The 20,840-nt window shown below is 71.6% G+C and carries 21 protein-coding genes; 10 read left to right on the forward strand and 11 right to left on the reverse strand.

Features of this window, described 5'->3' with window-relative positions:
- The 7 genes from MMF94_RS21425 to MMF94_RS21455 all read left to right on the forward strand — a co-directional run.
- Positions 1-1,262, forward strand: a 1,262-nt coding sequence (locus MMF94_RS21425) for a transketolase-like TK C-terminal-containing protein (protein WP_277398788.1), incomplete at its 5' end; no start/stop codon positions are given.
- 11 nt (positions 1,263-1,273) lie between these two features.
- Complete coding sequence (gene tal, locus MMF94_RS21430; RefSeq protein WP_241038916.1) at positions 1,274-2,383, forward strand: transaldolase; 1,110 nt, start codon at positions 1,274-1,276, stop codon at positions 2,381-2,383.
- Positions 2,384-2,387: 4 nt separating this feature from the next.
- Positions 2,388-3,914 (forward strand): glucose-6-phosphate isomerase, encoded by a 1,527-nt coding sequence (locus MMF94_RS21435; RefSeq protein ID WP_241038917.1) that lies wholly within the window; start codon positions 2,388-2,390, stop codon positions 3,912-3,914.
- A gap of 65 nt (positions 3,915-3,979) precedes the next feature.
- Positions 3,980-5,530 (forward strand): glucose-6-phosphate dehydrogenase, encoded by a 1,551-nt coding sequence (gene zwf, locus MMF94_RS21440; protein WP_241038918.1) that lies wholly within the window; start codon positions 3,980-3,982, stop codon positions 5,528-5,530.
- Between the two features lie 31 nt (positions 5,531-5,561).
- Positions 5,562-6,527 (forward strand): glucose-6-phosphate dehydrogenase assembly protein OpcA, encoded by a 966-nt coding sequence (gene opcA / locus MMF94_RS21445; protein WP_241038919.1) that lies wholly within the window; start codon positions 5,562-5,564, stop codon positions 6,525-6,527.
- Complete coding sequence (gene pgl, locus MMF94_RS21450) at positions 6,527-7,306, forward strand: 6-phosphogluconolactonase (RefSeq protein ID WP_241038920.1); 780 nt, start codon at positions 6,527-6,529, stop codon at positions 7,304-7,306. Before opcA ends, pgl begins: the two co-directional genes overlap by 1 nt.
- A 34-nt stretch (positions 7,307-7,340) precedes the next feature.
- Complete coding sequence (locus tag MMF94_RS21455; RefSeq protein WP_241038921.1) at positions 7,341-7,760, forward strand: hypothetical protein; 420 nt, start codon at positions 7,341-7,343, stop codon at positions 7,758-7,760.
- Positions 7,761-7,782: 22 nt separating this feature from the next.
- Here MMF94_RS21455 and MMF94_RS21460 read toward each other — a convergent pair whose 3' ends face one another.
- On the reverse strand, positions 7,783-8,271 hold the full coding sequence (locus MMF94_RS21460; protein WP_241038922.1) for an Lrp/AsnC family transcriptional regulator: 489 nt from the start codon (positions 8,269-8,271) through the stop codon (positions 7,783-7,785).
- A gap of 136 nt (positions 8,272-8,407) precedes the next feature.
- On the opposite strand from MMF94_RS21460, the gene MMF94_RS21465 reads away from it, so the two are divergent.
- Complete coding sequence (locus MMF94_RS21465) at positions 8,408-8,827, forward strand: rhodanese-like domain-containing protein (RefSeq protein WP_241038923.1); 420 nt, start codon at positions 8,408-8,410, stop codon at positions 8,825-8,827.
- A gap of 11 nt (positions 8,828-8,838) precedes the next feature.
- Here the strand turns inward: MMF94_RS21465 and MMF94_RS21470 are convergent, their stop codons facing one another.
- Complete coding sequence (locus MMF94_RS21470; RefSeq protein ID WP_241038924.1) at positions 8,839-10,098, reverse strand: TrpB-like pyridoxal phosphate-dependent enzyme; 1,260 nt, start codon at positions 10,096-10,098, stop codon at positions 8,839-8,841.
- Positions 10,099-10,173: 75 nt separating this feature from the next.
- Here MMF94_RS21470 and MMF94_RS21475 point away from each other — a divergent pair, with 75 nt between their 5' ends.
- Positions 10,174-10,731: a hypothetical protein gene (locus MMF94_RS21475; protein ID WP_241038925.1), complete on the forward strand. Its 558-nt coding sequence runs from the start codon at positions 10,174-10,176 to the stop codon at positions 10,729-10,731.
- Positions 10,732-10,757: 26 nt separating this feature from the next.
- On the opposite strand, the gene MMF94_RS21480 is transcribed toward MMF94_RS21475, so the two are convergent.
- The 9 genes from MMF94_RS21480 to uvrC form a co-directional block, all read right to left on the reverse strand.
- Entirely contained in the window at positions 10,758-11,099 is a 342-nt protein-coding gene (locus MMF94_RS21480) for an RNA polymerase-binding protein RbpA (protein ID WP_241038926.1), read from the reverse strand.
- Positions 11,100-11,111: 12 nt separating this feature from the next.
- Positions 11,112-11,348, reverse strand: a complete 237-nt coding sequence (gene secG / locus MMF94_RS21485; protein ID WP_241038927.1) for a preprotein translocase subunit SecG — start codon at positions 11,346-11,348, stop codon at positions 11,112-11,114.
- Between the two features lie 168 nt (positions 11,349-11,516).
- Positions 11,517-12,335: a triose-phosphate isomerase gene (gene tpiA, locus MMF94_RS21490; RefSeq protein ID WP_241038928.1), complete on the reverse strand. Its 819-nt coding sequence runs from the start codon at positions 12,333-12,335 to the stop codon at positions 11,517-11,519.
- Positions 12,336-13,541 (reverse strand): phosphoglycerate kinase, encoded by a 1,206-nt coding sequence (locus tag MMF94_RS21495; protein WP_241038929.1) that lies wholly within the window; start codon positions 13,539-13,541, stop codon positions 12,336-12,338.
- The gene (gap, locus tag MMF94_RS21500; RefSeq protein ID WP_241038930.1) at positions 13,538-14,554 is read right to left on the reverse strand and encodes a type I glyceraldehyde-3-phosphate dehydrogenase; all 1,017 of its coding nucleotides are present in this window, start codon (positions 14,552-14,554) and stop codon (positions 13,538-13,540) included. The genes MMF94_RS21495 and gap overlap by 4 nt, the downstream gene beginning before the upstream one ends.
- 173 nt (positions 14,555-14,727) lie before the next feature.
- Positions 14,728-15,711, reverse strand: a complete 984-nt coding sequence (gene whiA, locus MMF94_RS21505; RefSeq protein WP_241038931.1) for a DNA-binding protein WhiA — start codon at positions 15,709-15,711, stop codon at positions 14,728-14,730.
- A gap of 43 nt (positions 15,712-15,754) precedes the next feature.
- On the reverse strand, positions 15,755-16,801 hold the full coding sequence (locus MMF94_RS21510) for a gluconeogenesis factor YvcK family protein (protein WP_241038932.1): 1,047 nt from the start codon (positions 16,799-16,801) through the stop codon (positions 15,755-15,757).
- The gene (gene rapZ, locus MMF94_RS21515) at positions 16,798-17,685 is read right to left on the reverse strand and encodes an RNase adapter RapZ (protein ID WP_241038933.1); all 888 of its coding nucleotides are present in this window, start codon (positions 17,683-17,685) and stop codon (positions 16,798-16,800) included. Before rapZ ends, MMF94_RS21510 begins: the two co-directional genes overlap by 4 nt.
- Positions 17,682-19,766, reverse strand: a complete 2,085-nt coding sequence (uvrC, locus tag MMF94_RS21520) for an excinuclease ABC subunit UvrC (protein ID WP_241038934.1) — start codon at positions 19,764-19,766, stop codon at positions 17,682-17,684. The genes rapZ and uvrC overlap by 4 nt, the downstream gene beginning before the upstream one ends.
- Positions 19,767-19,916: 150 nt before the next feature.
- Here uvrC and MMF94_RS21525 point away from each other — a divergent pair, with 150 nt between their 5' ends.
- Positions 19,917-20,651 carry a DUF2786 domain-containing protein gene (locus MMF94_RS21525; RefSeq protein ID WP_241038935.1) on the forward strand — a complete coding sequence of 245 codons (735 nt, stop codon included), beginning with the start codon at positions 19,917-19,919 and terminating at the stop codon, positions 20,649-20,651.
- The last annotated feature ends 189 nt before the right edge of the window (positions 20,652-20,840 follow it).

Below are 20,840 nucleotides of genomic sequence, written 5' to 3' on the forward strand. Positions count from 1 at the left end.
TGAACACCGGCAAAGCCCACGGCGCCGCACTCGGCACCGACGAGGTCGCCCAGGTCAAGAAGATCCTCGGGTTCGACCCCGACAAGAACTTCCAGATCGAGGACGACGTCCTGGCCCACACCCGCGAGGTGATCGACCGCGGCCACGAGGCTCGCCAGGCCTGGACCAAGCAGTTCGAGGACTGGGCGGCGCGCGAGCCGGAGCGCAAGGAGCTGCTCGACCGGATGATCGGGCGCACGCTGCCCGTCGGCTGGGAGAAGGCGCTGCCGGTCTGGGAGCCCGACCCCAGCGGCCTGGCCACCCGTAAGGCCTCCGGCGAGGTGCTCAAGTCCCTGGCGGATGTGCTGCCCGAGCTGTGGGGCGGCTCGGCCGACCTCGCCGAGAGCAACAACACCACGATGGAAGGCGCCGACTCCTTCGGCCCGCCCTCCACCGCCACCACGATGTGGAACGCCCACTGGTACGGCCGCACCCTGCACTTCGGCATCCGCGAACACGCAATGGGCGCCATCCTCAACGGCATCGCCCTGCACGGCCCCACCCGCCCCTACGGCGGCACCTTCCTCACCTTCTCCGACTACATGCGCCCATCGGTCCGCCTCGCCGCACTCATGCAAGCCTCGGTCATCTACGTCTGGACCCACGACTCCATCGGCCTCGGCGAAGACGGCCCCACCCACCAACCCATCGAGCACTACGCCGCCCTGCGCGCCATCCCCGGCCTCTCGCTCCTGCGCCCCGGCGACGCCAACGAGACCGCCCACGCCTGGCGCGCCGCGCTCGAACGTCCCGAGGGCCCGAAGGGCCTCGCCCTGACCCGGCAGAACCTGCCCGTGCTGGAGGGCACGTCCTACGACGGCGTCGTCCGCGGCGGATACGTGCTGGCCGAGGCGTCCTCCGGCGAGCCGCAGCTCATCATCATGGCCACCGGATCGGAGCTGCAGATCGCCGTCGACGCCCGCCGCGTGCTCGAGGACGAGGGCGTGCCCACCCGAGTGGTCTCGATGCCCTGCGTCGACTGGTTCGTCGAGCAGGACGAGGCCTACCGCGAGTCGGTGCTGCCGTCCGCGGTCAAGGCGCGCGTCAGCGTCGAGGCGGGAATTGCCCAGCCCTGGTACCAGTTCACGGGGGATGCGGGGGAAATCATCTCCATCGAGCACTACGGCGCGAGTGCCGACTACAAGACGCTCTTCCGCGAATTCGGCTTCACCACCGAGAACGTCGTCGCGGCCGCCCGGCGCAGCCTGGCGAACGTCTCCTGAGGAGGAAGATCATGAGCAATGACAGGCTCGCTGCTCTGGCAGCCGCGGGCATCTCCATCTGGCTCGACGACCTGTCCCGGGAGCGCCTGCGCACGGGCAACCTGCAGGAGCTGATCACCGAGAAGCACGTGGTCGGTGTCACCACCAACCCCACGATCTTCGCCAACGCCCTCTCGCACGGCGAGGCCTACGACCAGCAGGTCCGTGAGCTCGCGTCGCGCGGGGCGTCGGTCGCGGACGCGATCCGCGAGATCACCGTGGCCGACGTCCAAGAGGCCTGCGACGTGTTCAGCGGCACGTGGGAGACCACCGGCGCAGTGGACGGGCGGGTCTCACTGGAGGTCGACCCCAACCTGGCCCGCGACACCGACCGCACGGTCGCCCAGGCGAGCGACCTGTGGAAGGCGGTGGACCGGCCCAACCTCCTGGTCAAGATCCCGGCCACCGAGCAGGGCCTGCCCGCGATCACCCGCGCTATCGCCGAGGGCATCAGCGTCAACGTGACGCTGATCTTCTCCGTCGAGCGCTACCGCTTGGTGATGGCGGCGTACCTCGACGGCCTGGAGCAGGCTGCCGCCAACGGCCAGCAGCTCGCCGGCATCGCGTCGGTGGCGAGCTTCTTCGTCTCCCGCGTCGACACCGAGATCGACAAGCGGCTGGAGAAGATCGGCACCGACGAGGCCCTCGCGCTGCGTGGCAAGGCGGGCATCGCCAACTCCCGGCTGGCCTACGCGGCCTTCCAGGAGGTCTTCGCAGGCCCGCGCTGGGAGGCGTTGGCCAAGCAGGGCGCACGGAAGCAGCGGCCGCTCTGGGCGTCCACGGGCGTCAAGAACCCGGAGTACCCCGACACCATGTACGTCACCGAGCTCGTGGTCGCCGACGTCGTCAACACGATGCCGGAGAAGACGCTCGACGCCGTCGCCGACCACGCCGAGATCGACGGCGACCGTGTCACGGGAAGGGCCGCCGAAGCCCAGCACGTGTTCGACGAGCTCGAGCGCGTGGGGATCGACCTGACCGACGTGTTCCTCGTGCTGGAGGACGAGGGCGTCGACAAGTTCGAGAAGTCCTGGGCCGAGCTCACCGAGTCCGTCCGCCAGCAGCTCGACGGGGCACACTGACCACGTGACCGCACGACTCGTGTCGTCCGTTCCGCCGCAGGCCGATGTGGTCGAGCGGCTGGTGGACGACTCCGTCGCCAGCCGGATCGCGCAGTGCGACGCCAGTCTCTGGCCACGAGCTGCGCGGCCGGGATGGGTCACTGCAGCCCGGGCGTCCCGTCCGCTGGTCGGGGAGATCGAGGCGTTGCGGGAGCAGTTGCGGGTGCCCGGGCAGGTGCGGGTCGTGCTGGCAGCGGCAGGCGGCGTGGGTGTGGCCGCCGAGGTGCTCGCCGAGCACGATCCGCGGCTGGTCGTCCTGGACACCACCGATCCGGCTCAGGTCGCCGACGCCCTCGCAGGCGACCTCGCTGCCACCGTGCTGGTGGTGTCGGCCCCTCCCGGCGAGGACACGAGGGCGGTCGAGCTGGTGCGCGACACCGTGCACCGGGCGTTCCGGGCCGAAGGGCTCGACCCCGCCGCGCAGACCGTCGTCGTCACGGCGCCCGGCGGCCCGCTCATGGAGCAGGCCGCCGGCGCCACGGTCGTGCTCGGGCCCTCCGACGTGGACGGCCCGTGGGCGGCGCTCACCGCGTTCGCCCTGGTACCGGCGGGGCTCGGCGGTGTCGACGTCGGCGCGGTCATCGCAGAGGCCGCCGAGGCCCGTGCCGAGCTGGACTCCGACGACCCGGCGAACCCGTGCCTGGCTCTCGGCGCGCTGCTCGCCGCGGCCCCGGTCGTCGCGCTGGCCGAGGACGGCGCCACCGGCCTCGCCGAGTGGGCCGCGCAGCTGGTCGCAGGTGGACTCGGCAAGGACGGTCGCGGGCCGCTGCCTGTGGTGGTCGAGGGCTCGGACGCCCCGGAGTGGGCCGACCCCGAGGCGCTGCGGCCCGGCACCCTCACCGTGTCCCTCAGCGCGTCCGGCATCGGGGCCCTCGACGGTGCCGCGGTCACCACGCTGGGTTCTCCCGCCGCGCAGTTCATGCTGTGGCAGTACTCCACCGCGGTGGCAGCGCATCTCGCAGGCGTCGACCCCACCGACCGCCCCGACGCCGCCCGTGTCGCCGGCAACGGCGCCGTCCACGCTCCCGGCGTCCAGTTCACCGATGGGGACATCGACGTGCACGCGGGGGCCTGGCTGCCGAGCGGTACCAGCACGGTGGCCGAGGCACTCCGGGCGCTCATCGACGCCGCCGATGCGGACGCGCACCTGGCCGTGCACGCCTACCTCGACCGGCTCGACGACGCCTCCGCCGCGGTACTGCGGCCCGAGCTGACCCGCCGCACCGGGCTCCCCACGACGTTCGGCTGGGCGCCACGCTGCCTGCCCGGCAGCGGGCAGCGCGACAAAGGCGGCCCGGCCGACACCGTGATCTGCCAGATCACCGGCGACGCCGAGCCCGACCTGCCGGCGGATCTCGCCGAGCTGCAGCAGGCTCAGGCACGCGCCGACGCCGAGGCGCTGGCCGGCCGGGGCCGGCCGGTACTCCGACTTCACTTCACCGACCGGGTGGCGGGCCTCGTCACCCTGGCGCGGGCGGTACAACAGCTGTAGCGCAAGGACAGTTGCCACCGTCCATCACAGACCGAACCGCCAACATCGACTACTGGGAGAAACCGATGGCAACCCGCACGATCGGGGGCGGCCGATGGACCAACCCACTTCGCGACCCGCGTGACAAGCGGCTCCCGCGGATCGCGGGACCGTGCAGTCTGGTGATCTTCGGAGTCACCGGCGACCTCTCGCGCAAGAAGCTCATGCCCGCCATCTACGACCTGGCCAACCGCGGACTGCTTCCCCCGGGATTCGCCCTCACCGGCTTCGCCCGCCGCGACTGGGACACCCAGGACTTCGGCCAGATCGTGCTCGAGGCGGTGAAGCAGCACGCCCGCACGCCCTTCCGTCAGTCGGTCTGGGACCGTCTCGCCGAGGGCTTCCGGTTCGTGTCCGGCAGCTTCGACGACGACGACGCGTTCGACCAGCTCGAGCGGACGGTCCAGGACCTGGACCGCGTGCGGGGTACCGGGGGCAACCACGCCTTCTACCTCTCCATCCCGCCGGGCGCGTTCCCGGTGGTACTCAAGCAGCTCGCCCGCTCCGGGCTCTCCGCCCAGGACGGCGACCAGTGGCGTCGCGTGGTGATCGAGAAGCCCTTCGGCCACGACCTCAAGTCGGCCATCGAGCTCAACGAGATCGTCAACGACGTCTTCCCCGAGGACTCGGTGTTCCGCATCGACCACTACCTCGGCAAGGAGACGGTGCAGAACATCCTCGCTCTGCGCTTCGCCAACCAGCTCTTCGAGCCCATCTGGAACTCCCACTACGTCGACCACGTGCAGATCACGATGGCCGAGGACATCGGCCTCGGCGGCCGTGCGGGGTACTACGACGGAATAGGAGCCGCGCGGGACGTCATCCAGAACCACCTGCTGCAGCTCCTGGCGTTCACCGCGCTGGAGGAGCCCACGTCGTTCTCGTCCTCGGAGCTGCGAGTCGAGAAGATCAAGGTCCTCAACGCCACGAAGCTCGTCGGCCCGCTCGACGAGACCACGGCGCGCGGGCAGTACACGGGCGGCTGGCAGGGTGGCGAGCTCGTCAGGGGACTCAAGGAGGAGGAGGGCTTCGACCCCAACTCCAAGACCGAGACCTTCGCCGCCATCACCTGCGAGATCGATACCCGGCGCTGGGCCGGGGTGCCGTTCTACCTGCGCACGGGCAAGCGCCTCGGGCGCCGCGTCACCGAGATCGCGGTGATCTTCAAGCGGGCACCGCACCTGCCCTTCGACTCCACGATGACCGAGGAGCTCGGGCAGAACGCATTCGTCATCCGGGTACAGCCCGACGAGGGCGTCACGATGCGGTTCGGGTCGAAGGTTCCCGGCAGCCAGATGGAGGTCCGGGACGTCACCATGGACTTCGGCTACGGCACCGCCTTCACCGAGGTCTCCCCCGAGGCCTACGAGCGGCTGATCCTCGACGTGCTGCTCGGCGAGCCGTCGCTGTTCCCGGTGAACGAGGAGGTCGAGCGCTCCTGGGAGATCCTCGACCCCGTGATGGAGCACTGGGCCGCGCAGGAAGCAGGCCCCGACCCCTACTCCGCCGGGAGCTGGGGTCCGAAGTCGGCCGACCTGATGCTGGCCCGCACCGGCCGCACCTGGCGCAGGCCGTGACCCCCGCCCGATCCGCATCCGGGAGCTGGACATGATCGTCGACCTGCCGTCGAGCAACACCTCGGCGGTCAACAAGAAACTCGTCGAGCTGCGCGAACGCGGCGGTGTGCTGGCGCTGGGCCGGGTGCTCACGCTCGTGATCGTCACCGACGACGGCAGCGCCATCGAGGGTGCCATCGAGGCCGCCAACGCGGCGAGCCGCGAGCACCCGTGCCGGGTGATCGTGCTGGCCCGCGGCCAGCGCAAGGCCGCTCCGCGCCTCGACGCGCAGATCCGCGTCGGCGGCGATGCCGGGGCAAGCGAGGTGATCGTGCTGCGCGGCTACGGTCCGCTGGCGTCCGACGAGGCGGGGGCCGGCATGGTCATGCCGCTCCTGCTGCCGGACGCACCGGTCGTGGCCTGGTGGCCGGGTGAGGCGCCTGCCGTGCCGTCCGAGGACGCGGTCGGGCAGCTCGCCCAGCGCCGCATCACCGACGCGCTGTCGTCGAAGAACCCGATCAAGGCGTTCGAGCAGCGCCGCGCCCACCACGTGGCAGGCGACACCGACCTGACATGGACGCGCCTCACCTCGTGGCGGGCCCTGCTCGCCACGGCCCTCGACACACCGCCGCACGAGGACGTCACCGGCGCCACGGTCGCGGGAGAGGCGATCTCGCCGTCCACCGACCTCATCGCCGGTTGGCTCGCGGTCCGGCTCGACGCGCGGGTGAAGCGGTCCCCCGCGGAAGCCGGGCCCGGTCTGGTCTCGGTGCGGCTGGACCGCCCGTCGGGCCCGATCGAGCTGATCCGTCCGGACGGCAAGGTGGGCAGCCTGCGCCAGCCCGGTCAGCCCGACCGGCTGGTCGCCCTCGCGCGGCGGGAGGTGCGCGACTGCCTCGCCGAGGAACTGCGCAGACTCGACCCCGACGAGATCTACGGCGCCGCGCTGGCGGGCGTCGGACGGATCGCTCGTGGACGTGCACCGGTCCGTGTCCCCGCTGTCACGGCTGGTTCCTGATGAACACACCGGACATCGCTGTCCACTCACACCCCAACGTGCTCGCCGCCGCGGCAGCGGCCCGGCTGATCACGCGGCTCGTCGACCTGCAGGCCGCAGGCAACACCCCGAAGATCGTGCTCACCGGCGGCACCACCGGCATCGCGGTTCTGGCACAGATCCGGTCCACCGTGGCGCGCGACGCCGTGGACTGGAGCCGCGTCGAGTTCTACTGGGGCGACGAGCGGTTCGTGCCACCCGACGACCCCGACCGCAACGAGAAGCAGGCACGGGAGGCGCTGCTCGACCACCTGCCGGTCGATCCGGCGAAGGTCTTCCCGATGGGGGCCGACACCGGCACCGGCCCGTCCGGCGCCGAGGCCGCTGCGGAGCAGTACGCCGCGGTGCTGGCTCGCGCCGCCCGGCCGGAGGACCACGGGCCGGTCCCCTCGTTCGACGTGCTGATGCTCGGCATGGGTGAGGAGGGCCACACCGCGTCGGTCTTCCCGCACTCCCCGGCGGTGTACGAGACGGAACGCTCGGTGGTGGCCGTGCACGGCTGCCCCAAGCCCCCGCCCACCCGAGTCTCGCTCACGCTCCCGACGATCCGCCGGGCCGCCGAGGTCTGGATCATGACAACGGGCCAGTCGAAGGCCGCCGCGGTGGCCATGGCGCTCGGCGGCGCGGGCGAGGTGGCGATCCCGGTGGCCGGGGCGCGGGGGCGGCGTCGCACCCTCTGGCTGCTCGACCGCGCAGCAGCATCGAAGCTCCCCCGGGACCTGGTGCCACCGATCGCCTGATGCTCGGCCGTCGTCGTCCCGTGAGCGTTCGGAGGTGCCCGTGCTCCACGTGATCGTCGACGGCGCGAACGTCGTGGGCTCGCGCCCGGACGGGTGGTGGCGCGACCGGGCCGGCGCTGCGCGCAAGCTCGCCGGCAAGCTGTCGGCCGCGCTCACCGCCGGTCCGGCCCTGCTCGCTCGCGGGCTGGGTGAGGAGGCCACGGACGAGGACGTGTGGGTGCACCTCGTCCTGGAGGGCGCCGCTGCCCGTGTCGAGGACCTTCCCACTCACCCCGGGCTGGATGTCGTGCACGCGCCGGCCGACGGCGACTCGGCGATCGCCGCCCTGGCCGCCGATCTCGCCGCCGAGCCCGTGGTCGTGGTCACCGCCGACCGCGGGTTGCGGGAGAGAGTGCGTGTCAGCGGCGCGCGGACGGTCGGACCGGAGACACTGTTGCGCGTCCTGCCCGGCTGACCACGGGCACCGTGCGGCCGGCTCAGGCCTTGCGGCGCGCCGACCGCGACGGGCTGCCACTCGTGGTGCCCACCACGGAGCGGCGGGGCAGCGGGCTGGAGTAGACCACACTCGTGGTGACGCCGCCGAGCACCGAGATGCGCCCGGTGACCTCCTCCAGGTGGCGCATCGACCGCGTGCGCACCGTCAGCACGAAACAGTCCTCGCCGGTGACGTGGTGGGCCTCGGTGATCTCGGGCGTGTTGGCGAGCATGTCGCGGAAGGGCTTGTAGTTGCCGTGCGGGTAGCGCAGCCGCACGAGGGCCGTGATGGGCAGGCCGAGCTTCTCCGGGTTGACCTCCGCCGTGTAGCCGGTGATCACGCCGGATTCCTCCAGCCTGCGCACTCGTTCGGTGACGGCGCTGGCCGAGAGCCCGACGAGCCGACCCAGGTCGGCATAGCTCGCCCGGCCGTCCCGCTGCAGGGCTTCCAGCAGGCGCCAGTCGACCTCGTCGAGGGATTCCACGGCCACGCGGGGAATCTACCGTCCGATTCGTCCGGAGACTCCCCCGGGTCCTTGTTGATCTCCACGGAATCCACGGTCATTGCGATCGATCACCGTGGAATTCCCGTTCCGGAGGTCCGAGATGCCACTTAGCGTCCGGGTCATGACCATCGATTCCGCCGCCGTCGCGTTCTTCACCGCCCGGCTGACCTTCCAGACCGACGTGGCCGACGTGCACATCGCGCTGGACGAGGCCGATCCGGGTTTCGTGCTCGTCGACTCGCGCGGCATTCCCGCCTGGCAACAAGGCCGCATCCCGGGCGCGGTACATCTGCCCACCGCGGAGATCCCCGCGCGTGCGGGCCTTCTGTTCGACCCGGCCGTACCGCTGGTGACCTACTGCTGGGGCCCGGGCTGCAACGGCGCGACGAAGGCAGCGCTCGCCTTCGCGCAGCTCGGGTACCGCGTCCGGGAGATGCTCGGCGGTGTCGAGTACTGGATCCGGGAGGGCTTTCCGATCGAGACGGACATGGGCACGTCGACCGCGGCGCCCGACCCGCTCACCGCGCCCTGCGGCTGCTGACGGGAGGAGCCTCACTCCGGCTCGGCGGGCAGCCTGCCGTTCAGGTGGTCGTCGTAGGCGGCGAGGTCGAGGAACCCGTGGCCGCTGTAGTTGAAGAGGATCACCCGCTCCTCACCCGCCTCCTTCGCGGCCAGCGCCTCATCGATCGTGGCCCGGATGGCGTGGGCACACTCCGGAGCCGGGATACGCCCCTCCAGCCGGGCGAACTGCACGGCCGCGTCGAACACCGGGCCCTGCGGATAGGCGACCGCCGCCATGCGTCCGTCGCGGACGAGCGCGGAGACCAACGGCGAGTCGCCGTGGTAGCGCAGCCCACCGGCGTGGATGGACGGTGGCACGAAGTCGTGGCCGAGGGTGTACATCGGCATCAGCGGGGTGAGGCCCGCCGTATCGCCGAAGTCGTAGTCGAATCGTCCCTTGGTGAGCGTCGGGCACGAGGCCGGTTCGACGGCGAGCAGCCGCACGCCGGCGTCGGGCACGAACGGAAACGCGATTCCGCCCAGGTTCGACCCGCCCCCGCAGGAGGCGATCACCACGTCGGGCAGCCGCTCCCCCGCGAGCTCCAGCTGCTCCCTGGCCTCCAGGCCGATCACGGTCTGGTGCAGCAGCACGTGGTTGAGCACCGAACCCAGCGCGTAGTGGGTGTCGTCGCGGCCGACGCAGTCACGCACGGCGTCGGAGATCGCCGCGCCCAGCGAGCCCGGATGGCCGGGCTCGCCCACCGGGGACGCGACGACAGCACCACCCCACGTCTCCATGGCAACGCGCCGGTAGGGCTTCTGCTCATAGGACGCGCGCACCATGTAGACCTGCAGGTCCAGGTCGAACTGGGCGCAGGCGAACGCGAGCGCGGTGCCCCACTGCCCGGCACCGGTCTCGGTGGTCAGCCGCGCGATGCCCTCCTTCGCGTTGTAGAACGCCTGCGGGACGGCGGTGTTCGGCTTGTGGCTCCCCGCGGGCGACACCGACTCGTCCTTGAAGTAGATCCGGGCCGGCGTGCCCAAGGCCTCCTCCAAGCGCACCGCGCGTTGCAGGGGCGTGGGCCGCCACAACCGGAGGATGTCGAGCACCTCGCCGGGCACGTCGATCCACGGCTCCGCCGACACCTCCTGGCCGATCAGCGCCATCGGGAAGAGCGGCGCGAGATCGTCCGGACCGACCGGCTCCCGCGTCACGGGATGCAACGGCGGTTGCGGCGGCGCCGGGAGGTGTGGGACGACGTTGAACCACGCGTCAGGGATCCGGTCGGGGGGCAACGTCCACCGCGTCATGCCGTCCGAGGCTAGCGACGACCGCCAGGGGACGGCGCTGCCGCCACGCCGGATGCGGCATGGGAAGGTTCGGGGATGGCGGACGAACGACGAAGCCTATGGGCGGTGCTCACCCACACCCTGCCTGTACTGGCCGCTGCAGCGCTGCTCGCCGGCTGCACCGGCACCTCAACGCCGGCACCGCCCGATGCGCTGCCACCGGCACCGCCGCCCGCTTCGCCCGCCGCGTGTGTGCTGGACACCGCGAGGTTCGCCGCCACCACCGGCCTGACCTGGACTCCCGACGCCACCACGGCCAGCGACACCCGGTGCGTGTACGACCCGTCCGGAGCCGCGGCGGCCGGCAGCGCCGGTGACGGGCCTGCGTTCGTCGCCGTCGACGTCGCGCCGGCCGGTGCAGCGGACCCGAGCGACACCCTCGACTCGGTGGCCGGGCTGTGCGAGGACAACTCGCGGGCGGACGTGACGGCCGGCGGAGGCGGCTTCGTCTGCCGGTTCCAGGGTGGCAGCGTGTTCGGTGCCACCCTGCGCGGCGACCGGCTCGTCACCCTCGCGGCATCTGCGGTGCCGCTCGGCACCACCGCGGCGCGCCTCGTGACGGCGTTCGGTGAACAGCTCGGGGCCCTCCGGTGACCCCGGACCCCTGCAGCGCCGGCCGGCTACAGCTCGCGCGACGCCCGCAGCCTGCCGAGTGCTTCCTCGAGGATCGCGGCACCGTCGGCGTCGCTGCGCCGCTCCTTGACGTACGCGAGGTGCGTCTTGTACGGCTCCGTGCGCGGCGGCGCGGGCGGGTTCTCACCGTCGCGACCCGCGGGGAGCCCGCAGCGCGGGCAATCCCAGGACTCGGGAATGTCGGCCTCGGAAGCGAAGGACGGGGTGGTGATGTGCCCGTTCGAGCAGAAGTACGAGATGCGCGACCGCGGTGCGGTCTCTCCCCGCTCCGACTCACCCATCGGACCGGCACCCACGCGGGTGCCCCGGATCGCGTTGCCGCCAGCCATGGCCATACCTCCTCAGACCCCGAGCTTCACGAGTAGACCGGTGCCGATGATGGCGATCACCCAGATCGCGCCCACGAACAAGGTGAGCCGGTCGAGGTTCTTCTCCACCACGCTCGACCCGGAGAGGCTGGACTGCACGCCACCGCCGAACAGGCTCGACAGGCCGCCTCCGCGGCCGCGGTGCAGCAGGATCAGCAACACCAGCACCACGCTGGAGAGGATCAGCACGATCTGAAGGGCGAGTTGCATCCCATCCTCATTCTTGTCGGGCGGAACGCCGGGTACGGCGCATCCCACCGCTCGGGAACCGAGGGTACCCGGCCCTGATCCGCAGGTCGTCGCGGGTCACACCGTCTGTCGGCTGTGGCCGGGCCCCACCGCTCAACGCTCACCGGAAACCGGCGGGCGCCGATGATCTCACGGCAGCGGGCCGCCGGCCGCGATAGCGCACAGCTGCGCGAACTCTTCGGCATCGAGACTCGCGCCACCCACGAGCGCGCCGTCCACATCGGGCGCGGCCACGAGCTCACCGACGTTCTTCGACTTCACCGAGCCGCCGTAGAGCACCCGCACGCTCGTGGCGATCGCCTGGCCGTACTTCGCCGCCACCGTCTCCCGGATGGACGCGCAGACCTCCTGGGCGTCGGCCGCACTCGCGACCCGGCCGGTGCCGATCGCCCACACCGGCTCGTAGGCGATCACGAGCGTCTGGGCGTGCTGGCTCTCCACCTTCTCCAGGGCCGCCGTGACCTGGCGGGTGCAGTGGGCGACGTGGTCGCCCTGTTCGCGCACCTCGAGCCCCTCCCCCACGCACAGGATCGGGACGATGCCGTTACGCACCGCGGCACGCACCTTGGCGTTGACGAGCGCATCGTCCTCGCCGTGGATCTGCCGCCGCTCCGAGTGCCCGACGACGGCGTACCGGCAGCCCAGCTTCGCGAGCATCTGCCCGGACACGTCGCCGGTGTAGGCCCCCGACTCGTGCGGGGAGAGGTCCTGCGCGCCGTGCACCATCAGCAGCTTGTCGCCGTCGATCAGCGTCTGGACACTTCGGATGTCGGTGAAGGGCGGCAGCACCGCCACCTCGACCTTGTCGTAGTACTTCTCCGGAAGCGCGAACGCCAGCTTCTGCACCAGCGCGATCGCCTCGAGGTGGTTGCAGTGCATCTTCCAGTTGCCGGCGATGAGCGGCTTGCGCCCGGCACCGGCGGAGCGATCGTCGATGCTTCGTGCCATCTACTGCTCCAGTACTGCGAGCCCGGGGAGGGACTTGCCCTCCAGGTACTCCAGCGACGCCCCGCCGCCGGTCGAGATGTGGGAGAACCCGTCCTCGGGCAGACCGAGCGCCCGCACGGCGGCGGCGGAGTCGCCACCACCGACCACGCTGAACGCCCCGTCGGACGACGAGGCGTCGAGGATCGCCTGCGCGACCCCCCGCGTGCCCTCGGCGAACGGCGCGAGCTCGAACACGCCCATGGGCCCGTTCCAGAACACGGTGGCCGCTCCGTCGAGGACCTCGCGGAACGCCGAGACCGAGTCAGGGCCGATGTCGAGGCCCTTCCAGTCGTCGGGGATCGCCTCGGCGGCGACGGTGCGCGTGTTCGCCTCGGCCGAGAAGTCGTCGGCCACCACGACGTCCGTGGGCAGGACGATCTTGCCGGACTCGAGGAGCTTGCGGCAGGTGCCGATCTGGTCGCGCTCCAGCAGCGAGTCGCCCACGCCGTAGCCGTGAGCGGCCAGGAACGTGTAGCACATCCCGCCGCCGACCAGCAGTGCGTCGACCTTCGGCAGCAGCGCCTCGATCACCGCGAGCTTGTCGGAGACCTTGGAACCGCCGAGCACCACCACGTACGGACGCTTCGGCGTCTCGGTGAGCCTGCGCAGTACCTCGACCTCCGCGAGCACGAGGTCGCCGGCGAACGACGGGAGGTCGAGCGCCACGTCGTACACCGAGGCCTGCTTGCGGTGCACCACGCCGAACCCGTCGGACACGAAGACGCCCTCGGGCCCCGCCAGCGCGGCGAGCTCGCGGGCCAGCGCGGCACGCTCGTCGTCGTTCTTCGACGTCTCCCGCGGGTCGAACCGGATGTTCTCCAGAAGCGCGACGCCCCCTTCGGGGAGTGCGTCGACGGTGAACCGGGCCTCGTCGCCGAGGTCGGCCAGCGGCACCTGCACGCCGAGGAGCTCGCCGAGCCGCTCGGCGACCGGTCCCAGGGAGAGCGCCTGGTCGAACGCCCCCTTCGGACGTCCGAGGTGCGCGACCACCACCACGCGGGTGCCGGTGTCACGCAGGCGCGCCAAGGTGGGGACCGACGCCCGGATGCGGCCGTCGTCGGTGATCTTCGAACCGTCGAGGGGCACGTTCAGGTCGGCGCGGACGAGCACCCGGCGGCCGAACAGATCCTCGTCCAGCTCAGCGACGAGGTCGTCCAGGGTCTTCACAGCTTCGACGCCACGAGTTCCGTGATGTCGACGAGGCGGTTGGAGTAGCCCCACTCGTTGTCGTACCAGCCGAAGACCTTGACCTGGTTGCCGATGACCTTGGTCAGCGGCGCGTCGTAGATGCAGGACGCCGGATCGGTCACGATGTCGGAGGAGACGATCGGGTCGTCGCTGTAGCGCAGGTAGCCCTTCAGCGGGCCGCTCTCCGACGCGGCGCGGTAGGCGGCGTTGATCTGGTCGAGCGTGGCCTCCTCGCGCAGCTCGACCGTGAGGTCGGTGATCGAGCCGGTGGGGACCGGGACGCGCAGCGAGTAGCCGTCCAGCCTGCCGTTCAGGTGCGGCAGGACGAGGCCGATCGCCTTGGCGGCGCCGGTGGAGGTGGGCACGACGTTGAGGGCGGCGGCGCGGGCGCGACGCTTGTCCTTGTGCGGGCCGTCCTGCAGGTTCTGGTCCTGCGTGTACGCGTGGATCGTGGTCATCAGACCCTTCTCGATCCCGAACGCGTCGTCGATCACCTTCGCCAGCGGCGCGAGGCAGTTCGTGGTGCAGGAGGCGTTGGAGATGATGGTCTGCGAGCCGTCGTACTCGGCGTCGTTCACGCCCATCACCACGGTGAGGTCCTCACCGGTGGCCGGCGCGGAGATGATGACCTTCTTGGCGCCCGCGTCGACGTGCTTGGCGGCCGCCTCGCGCTTGGTGAACAGGCCGGTCGACTCGATGACGACGTCGACACCGAGGTCCTTCCAGGGCAGCTCCGCGGGGTCGCGGACGGCGAGGCCCTTGAAGCCCTTCCCGTCGACGATGATCTCGTCGTCGGTCGAGGTGACCTCGTAGGGCAGCCGGCCCAGGATCGAGTCGAACTTGAGCAGCCCGGCGAGAGTGGCGTTGTCGGTGATGTCGTTGACCGCCACGATCTCGATGTCGCTGGTGCCCGCGGCGCGCTGTGCATCGACGGCCCGCCAGAAGTTGCGGCCGATACGACCGAATCCGTTCACGCCTACCCGCACGGTCATGTGCGCGCCTCCTCCAGTAATGCCTGCTCGACCAGGTCAACCCTATCGTCCGGATCGCTGCCGGGCGGGCCTAGGGGCTTTATCGATTCACTTACCGGGCTGTCGATCACACTTCGCACCCCGGGTGACGACCTCGTCACCCGGGCGCCATCGGCCGGCTCTGCCCGGTGGGCTCAGGCCTCTTCCAACATGTCGGCCGTGACAGCCGACTCGGTGTCGGGGATGCCCAGGTCGGCCGCGCGCTTGTCGGCCATGTGCAGGAGCCTGCGGATGCGCCCGGCCACGGCGTCCTTGGTCATCGGCGGGTCGGCCAGCTGGCCCAGCTCCTCCAGCGACGCCTGCGTGTGCTCCGCCCGCAGCCTGCCCGCGGCGAGGAGGTGCTGCGGCACGTCGTCGCCGAGGATCTCCAACGCGCGCGCCACCCTGGCCGCGGCCGCGACCGCTGCCCTGGCCGAACGGCGCAGGTTGGCGTCGTCGAAGTTGGCGAGGCGGTTGGCAGTGGCGCGGACCTCGCGGCGCATCCGCCGCTCCTCCCAGGCCATCACGCTCTCGTGGGCGCCCATGCGCGTGAGCAGGGCACCGATCGCGTCGCCGTCGCGGACCACGACGCGGTCGGCACCGCGGACCTCCCGCCACTTCGCGGTGACCCCGAGCCGGCGCGCGGCACCGACCAGGGCCATGGCCGCCTCCTGCCCGGGGCAGGTGACCTCGAGGGCGGAGCTGCGTCCGGGCTCGGTGAGCGAACCGTGCGCGAGGAACGCCCCGCGCCACGCCGCTTCCGCATCGCACAGGCCACCGGAGACGACGGGGGGCGGCAACCCACGCACGGGGCGGCCGCGAGCGTCCAGCAGACCGGTCTGGCGGGCCAGCCCCTCGCCGTCGCGCACCACGCGCAGCACGTACCGCGCGCCGCGGCGCAGGCCGCCCGCAGTGATCACGTGCGCCTCGCAGGTGTGCCCGTAGAGCTCGTGGATCTCACGGCGCAGCCTGCGCGCCACCGAGCCGGTGTCGACCTCGGCCTCGACGACGACCCGGCCACCGACGATGTGCAGGCCACCGGCGAACCGCAGCAGAGCCGCCACCTCCGCCCGGCGGCAGCACGGCTTCGTGACGACGAGCCTGCTCAGCTCGTCCTTGACCGACGCGGTCATCGCCATGTGGACCTCCTGGCGGGATGGGGCACGGGAGCGCAAACCACGTTCACGTTCTCCTCCTCTCGGCGGCGTCCGCTGCCGACGGCACGCGCACCGCATCGGGCGAGGCCGGTAACGACTCGAGCTCGGCCAGCACGGCACCGAGCGCGGATGCGAGCGACACGGGGTCGTGGCGCGGCACCGTCGGGTCGGCGGCGGCGACCGGGGCCAGGTGGACCCGACCGCCCGGGGAGAGCATCACCGCCGCCGCCCGGTACAACCGTTCAGGAACCGGCACCGCGGCGACGTCGGCGATCACCGCGTCGACCCGCAGCGCCGGGGCGTGCTGGGAGAGTACGGCCAGGTGCTGTTCGGGCGAGAACCCGGCGGTCTCTCCGGGCTCGGGAGCCAGGTTGAGCACGATGACACGGCGCGCCCTGCTCGTGATGACGGCGTCGCGCAGCTCGGGCACCAGCAGGTGCGGAAGCACGCTGGTGAACCACGATCCCGGCCCCAGAAGCAGCACGTCAGCGGTGCGTACGGCCTCGACCGCCTCGGGGCACGCACGTGGTCGTTCCGGGCGCAACCACACCCGCCGGACCCGCCCCGGCGTGGACGCCACGGCCACCTGGCCGCGGATGCGGTGCGGCTGAGCGGGCTGCACGCCGAGGCCCGTGACCTCGGCCTCGATGTCGAGCGGCTCACAGCTCATCGGCAGCACCCTGCCCCGCAGCCCGAGCAGCGCGCCCACCTCGTCGAGGGCGGCCACCGGGTCGCCGAGGACGTCCATGAGACCGGCCAGCAGGAGGTTGCCCACCGCGTGCCCGGCGAGCGCGCCGGTGCCACCGAAACGGTGCTGGACGAGATCCGCCCAGCGGTTCGGGGCACCGTCCTCCGCCGCGAGGGCGGTGAGTGCCATCCGCAGATCGCCGGGCGGCAGGAGGCCGAGCTCGCGGCGCAGCCGCCCCGAGGACCCGCCGTCGTCGGCCACGGTGACGACCGCGGTGACGTTGTCCGCCACGCCGCCCATGTCGGCGAGGCGCCGCAGCGCGGACAAGGTGGCGTGCAGCCCGTGACCCCCACCGAGTGCCACAGCCGCCGGTCCGGCGCTCACTCGCGCCCCAGGTCGCGATGGGCGACGTTCACCGTGACGCCCTCGGCGCCCTCCAGCCTGCGGGCGAGCTCCTCGCTGATCGCCACGCTGCGGTGCTTGCCGCCCGTGCAGCCGACCGAGACCGTCAGGTAGCGCTTGCCCTCACGGCGGTACCCGGCCCCGACGAGGCGAAGCAGCTCGAGGTAGCGGGTGATGAACTCGTCGGCGCCGTCCTGGCTCAGTACGTAATCGCGGACCGGCTCGTCCCGGCCCGTCTGGTCGCGCAGTTCCGGGATCCAGAACGGGTTGGGCAGGAACCGGACGTCAACCACCAGGTCGGAGTCCATCGGCAGACCGTACTTGTAGCCGAACGACACCAAAGTGACACGTGTGACCTGCGCAGACTCCGAACCGAACGCTCTTTCGAGTGTCGCGCGCAACTGCGGTACGGCCACGGTGGAGGTGTCGACGACGAGGTCGGCGTTCTCCCGCAGCGGTCGCAACAGCTCGCGCTCGGCGGTGATCCCGTCGACGAGCCTGCCGTCGCCCTGCAACGGATGGCTGCGGCGCACCTGCTCGAACCGGCGCACGAGCACCGCATCGGACGCTTCGAGGAACAGCAGTCGCGGCTTGTATCCGCGAGCATCGAGATCCTTGATCACGGCGCCGAGGTCGGCGGTGAACGCACGGCTGCGGACGTCCATGACCACCGCGATCCGCGTGATCTCGCCGCGCGCCCGCGCGCCGAGGTCGACCATCGTGGCGATCAGCTCGGGCGGCAGGTTGTCGACCACGAACCAGCCGAGATCCTCGAGCACCTTGGCCGCGGTGCTGCGCCCCGCTCCGGAGAGCCCGCTGACCAGCGCGACCTCGATGCCGCCAGGCGCAGGCGATGGTGACGTCATGACGCAGGCACCCCCGCATCGGTCTGGTCGGCGGGTGCAGCGCCGGGCTGTTCCGCCTGGTCCGGCGAGTCCGGCCGGTCGGGCCCGTGCAACGCGGCCAGAACGGCCGCGGCGATGCGCGGGCCGAAACCGGGCAGTGCCGCGATGGCATCGGCGTCGGCGGCCTTGAGTTTGCGCAGCGACCCGAAGTGCTTGAGGAGCGCGGCACGGCGGGCGGGACCCAATCCGGGAACCGCGTCCAGCTCGGAGCTGACCATGCTCTTCGAACGACGCTGGCGGTGGTAGGTGATGGCGAATCGGTGAGCCTCGTCGCGCAGCCGCTGCAGGAGGTAGAGGCCCTCGCTGGTGCGCGACATGATCACCGGGTCGGGTTCGGCAGGCAGCCACACCTCCTCGAGGCGCTTGGCCAGGCCGCACACGGCCACGTCGGTGACCCCGAGGTCGGCGAGCACGTCGGCCGCGGCCTCGACCTGCGGCTGACCGCCGTCGACCACGAGCAGGTTCGGCGGGTACGCGAAACGGCGCGGCCGGCCCGTGGTCGGGTCGATACCGGGGCGTGTCAGGGTGGCATCCGGGGAAGCGATACCGGTGGCCTCGCCCGGAGCAGGCTCGGCGTTACCCTCGGTTTGGTCGGTACCACTTTCGGTGCCGGTTTCGTTCTCGGACAGGTGACGCCGGAAGCGCCGTCGTACCACTTCGGCGATGGCGGCGACGTCCCCGCCCTCCGCGCCCCCGCGGACCTCGAACCGGCGGTAGTCGGACTTGCGGGCGAGGCCGTCCTCGAACACGACGAGCGACGCGACGACGTTGCTCCCCTGCACGTGGCTGACATCGACGCACTCGATGCGCAGCGGAGCGCTGTCGAGCCCGAGTGCGTCCTGGATCTCCTGCAGCGCCGCCGACCGCGCCGTGAGATCACCGGCCCGGCGCAGCTTGTGCTGGGTGAACGCCTCGGCCGCGTTGCGGGCCACGGTCTCGGCGAGCGCGCGCTTGTCGCCACGATGCGGCACGCGCACCTGCACCCGTGAACCCCGCAGGCGCGAGAGCCAGTCGACGATCGTGGTGAGCTCGGCCGGGAGCTCCGGGACGAGGATCTCCTTCGGAACGGGCTGCTGGGCGTCGTCGGCGGACCCCGCCAGCGCCGCCTGCTCGCCGTAGAACTGGGTGAGGAAGCGCTCCACCAGCTCGGCCGTGTCGGTGGGCTCCACCTTGTCGATCACCCATCCGCGCTGGCCGCGGACCCGGCCGCCGCGCACGTGGAAGACCTGGACGGCGGCCTCGAGCTCGTCCTCGGCGAATGCCACGACGTCGGCGTCGGTGCCGTCGCCCAGCACCACGGCCTGGCGTTCCATGGCACGCCGCAGCGCGCCGATGTCGTCGCGCAGCCGCGCCGCCCGCTCGAATTCCAGGTCCTCCGACGCCTCGGCCATCTTGCGCTCGAGCTGGCGGACGAGGTGGTCGGTGCGGCCGGAGAGGAAGTCGCAGAAGTCCTCGACGATGTCGCGGTGCTCGTCGGCGTCGACCCGGCCGACACACGGCGCGGAGCACTTGTCGATGTAGCCCAGCAGGCAGGGCCGCTGGATCTGGCCGTGGCGCTTGAACACCCCTGCGCTGCACGTACGGGCCGGGAACACCCGCAGGAGCAGATCGAGCGTCTCCCGGATGGCCCACGCGTGGGCGAACGGGCCGAAGTAGCGCACGCCCTTGCGCCGCGGGCCGCGGTAGACGTGCAGCCGCGGGAACTCCTCGTTCATCGTGACCGCGAGCACCGGGTAGGTCTTGTCGTCGCGATAGCGGACGTTGAACCGGGGGTCGAACTCCTTGATCCAGTTGTACTCGAGCTGGAGCGCCTCGACCTCGGTGGCGACGACGGTCCACTCCACGCGTGCCGCGGTGGTGACCATCTGCCGGGTGCGCGGGTGCAGGCCCGCGAGATCGGCGAAGTAGGAGTTGAGCCGCTGGCGCAGGCTCTTCGCCTTGCCGACGTAGATCACCCGGCCGTGCTGGTCGGAGAAGCGGTACACCCCAGGGGCCTCCGGGATGGAACCGGGGGCCGGACGGTAAGTGGCGGGATCGGCCATGGCCTCACCAGGGTAGGACCGCACCCCGACACGCCGTGATCGGACCGCCCGCTCGGCGCGTCCCGCGTGTGGTGTAGGCGGATCTGTCGGCCGCCCGTGATAGGACTTGCCCTCGATGCGAACGCGCGTTCGAACAATCGGGGGGATCCGATGGGGCTCGACAAGCTCGACACGATCCGCAAGCTGCTCGCGAAGGCGGAGCGTGCAGCCACGGCGGCCGAGGCCGAGACCTACACGGCCAAGGCGATGGAGCTGATGGCCCGCCACGGCGTCGACGCCGCGTTGCTCGCCGCCGCGCGCCCCGGCAGCGACCGCATCGGCCCGCAGCGGATCGCGATGGACGATCCCTACAGCGCAGGCAAGGCCAGGCTGCTCGGCTGGACGGCCACCGCGCTCGGTTGCCGCTGGGTGCTCCACGGGGCCCGCGGCGGCAAGGTTGCCGCGGTCACCGTCTTCGGTCACGAATCGGATCGGCAGCGCGTCGAGCTGCTCTACACGTCACTGCAGTTGCAGGCCAGCACACAGCTGGTCCGGGTGCGGCCGCCGGCGCTCGGTGAGTCCGTGGCCGCCTACCGGCGCTCGTGGCTCCACGGGTTCGCGGTCGAGGTGCATCGACGGCTGACCGGCGCCGAGGAGCGTGCCGCCGGCGCGGCCCGGTCCGAGACCGGGACGAGTGGCCCGTCCGTCGCGCTGGTGCTGGCCGACAGACGTGAGCAGGTCGACCGCGCCTACTCCGCCGCCTTCCCGCGGCTGGCCTCAGCGCGGCGCAGCGTGCTGTCCGGCTCCGGATTCGCGGCCGGGGCCAGGGCGGGCGAGCGGGCCGATCTCGGCCTCGGCGGGCTCGGCGCCGGCAACGACCGGCACCGCGCCCTAGGAGCGCGCTGAACAGCTCGGCCCTACTGCGCGGCGCCCAGGCAGCGCCCTCGCGGCGTTGTCGTCGGGCCCGATACAACAGCGGTATCGGCCCCTCCTCCGCCTTGCGGTCGCCCGGGCGCGGGTGTCCCGCAACGACACTGCACCTGGATCACCGCTCGCTACGGGCGGAGCTGTTCAGCACCCTCCTAGGCGCCTGAG

The sequence above is a fragment of the Pseudonocardia alaniniphila genome (genome assembly GCF_022524485.1).
Classification (GTDB): domain Bacteria; phylum Actinomycetota; class Actinomycetes; order Mycobacteriales; family Pseudonocardiaceae; genus Pseudonocardia; species Pseudonocardia alaniniphila.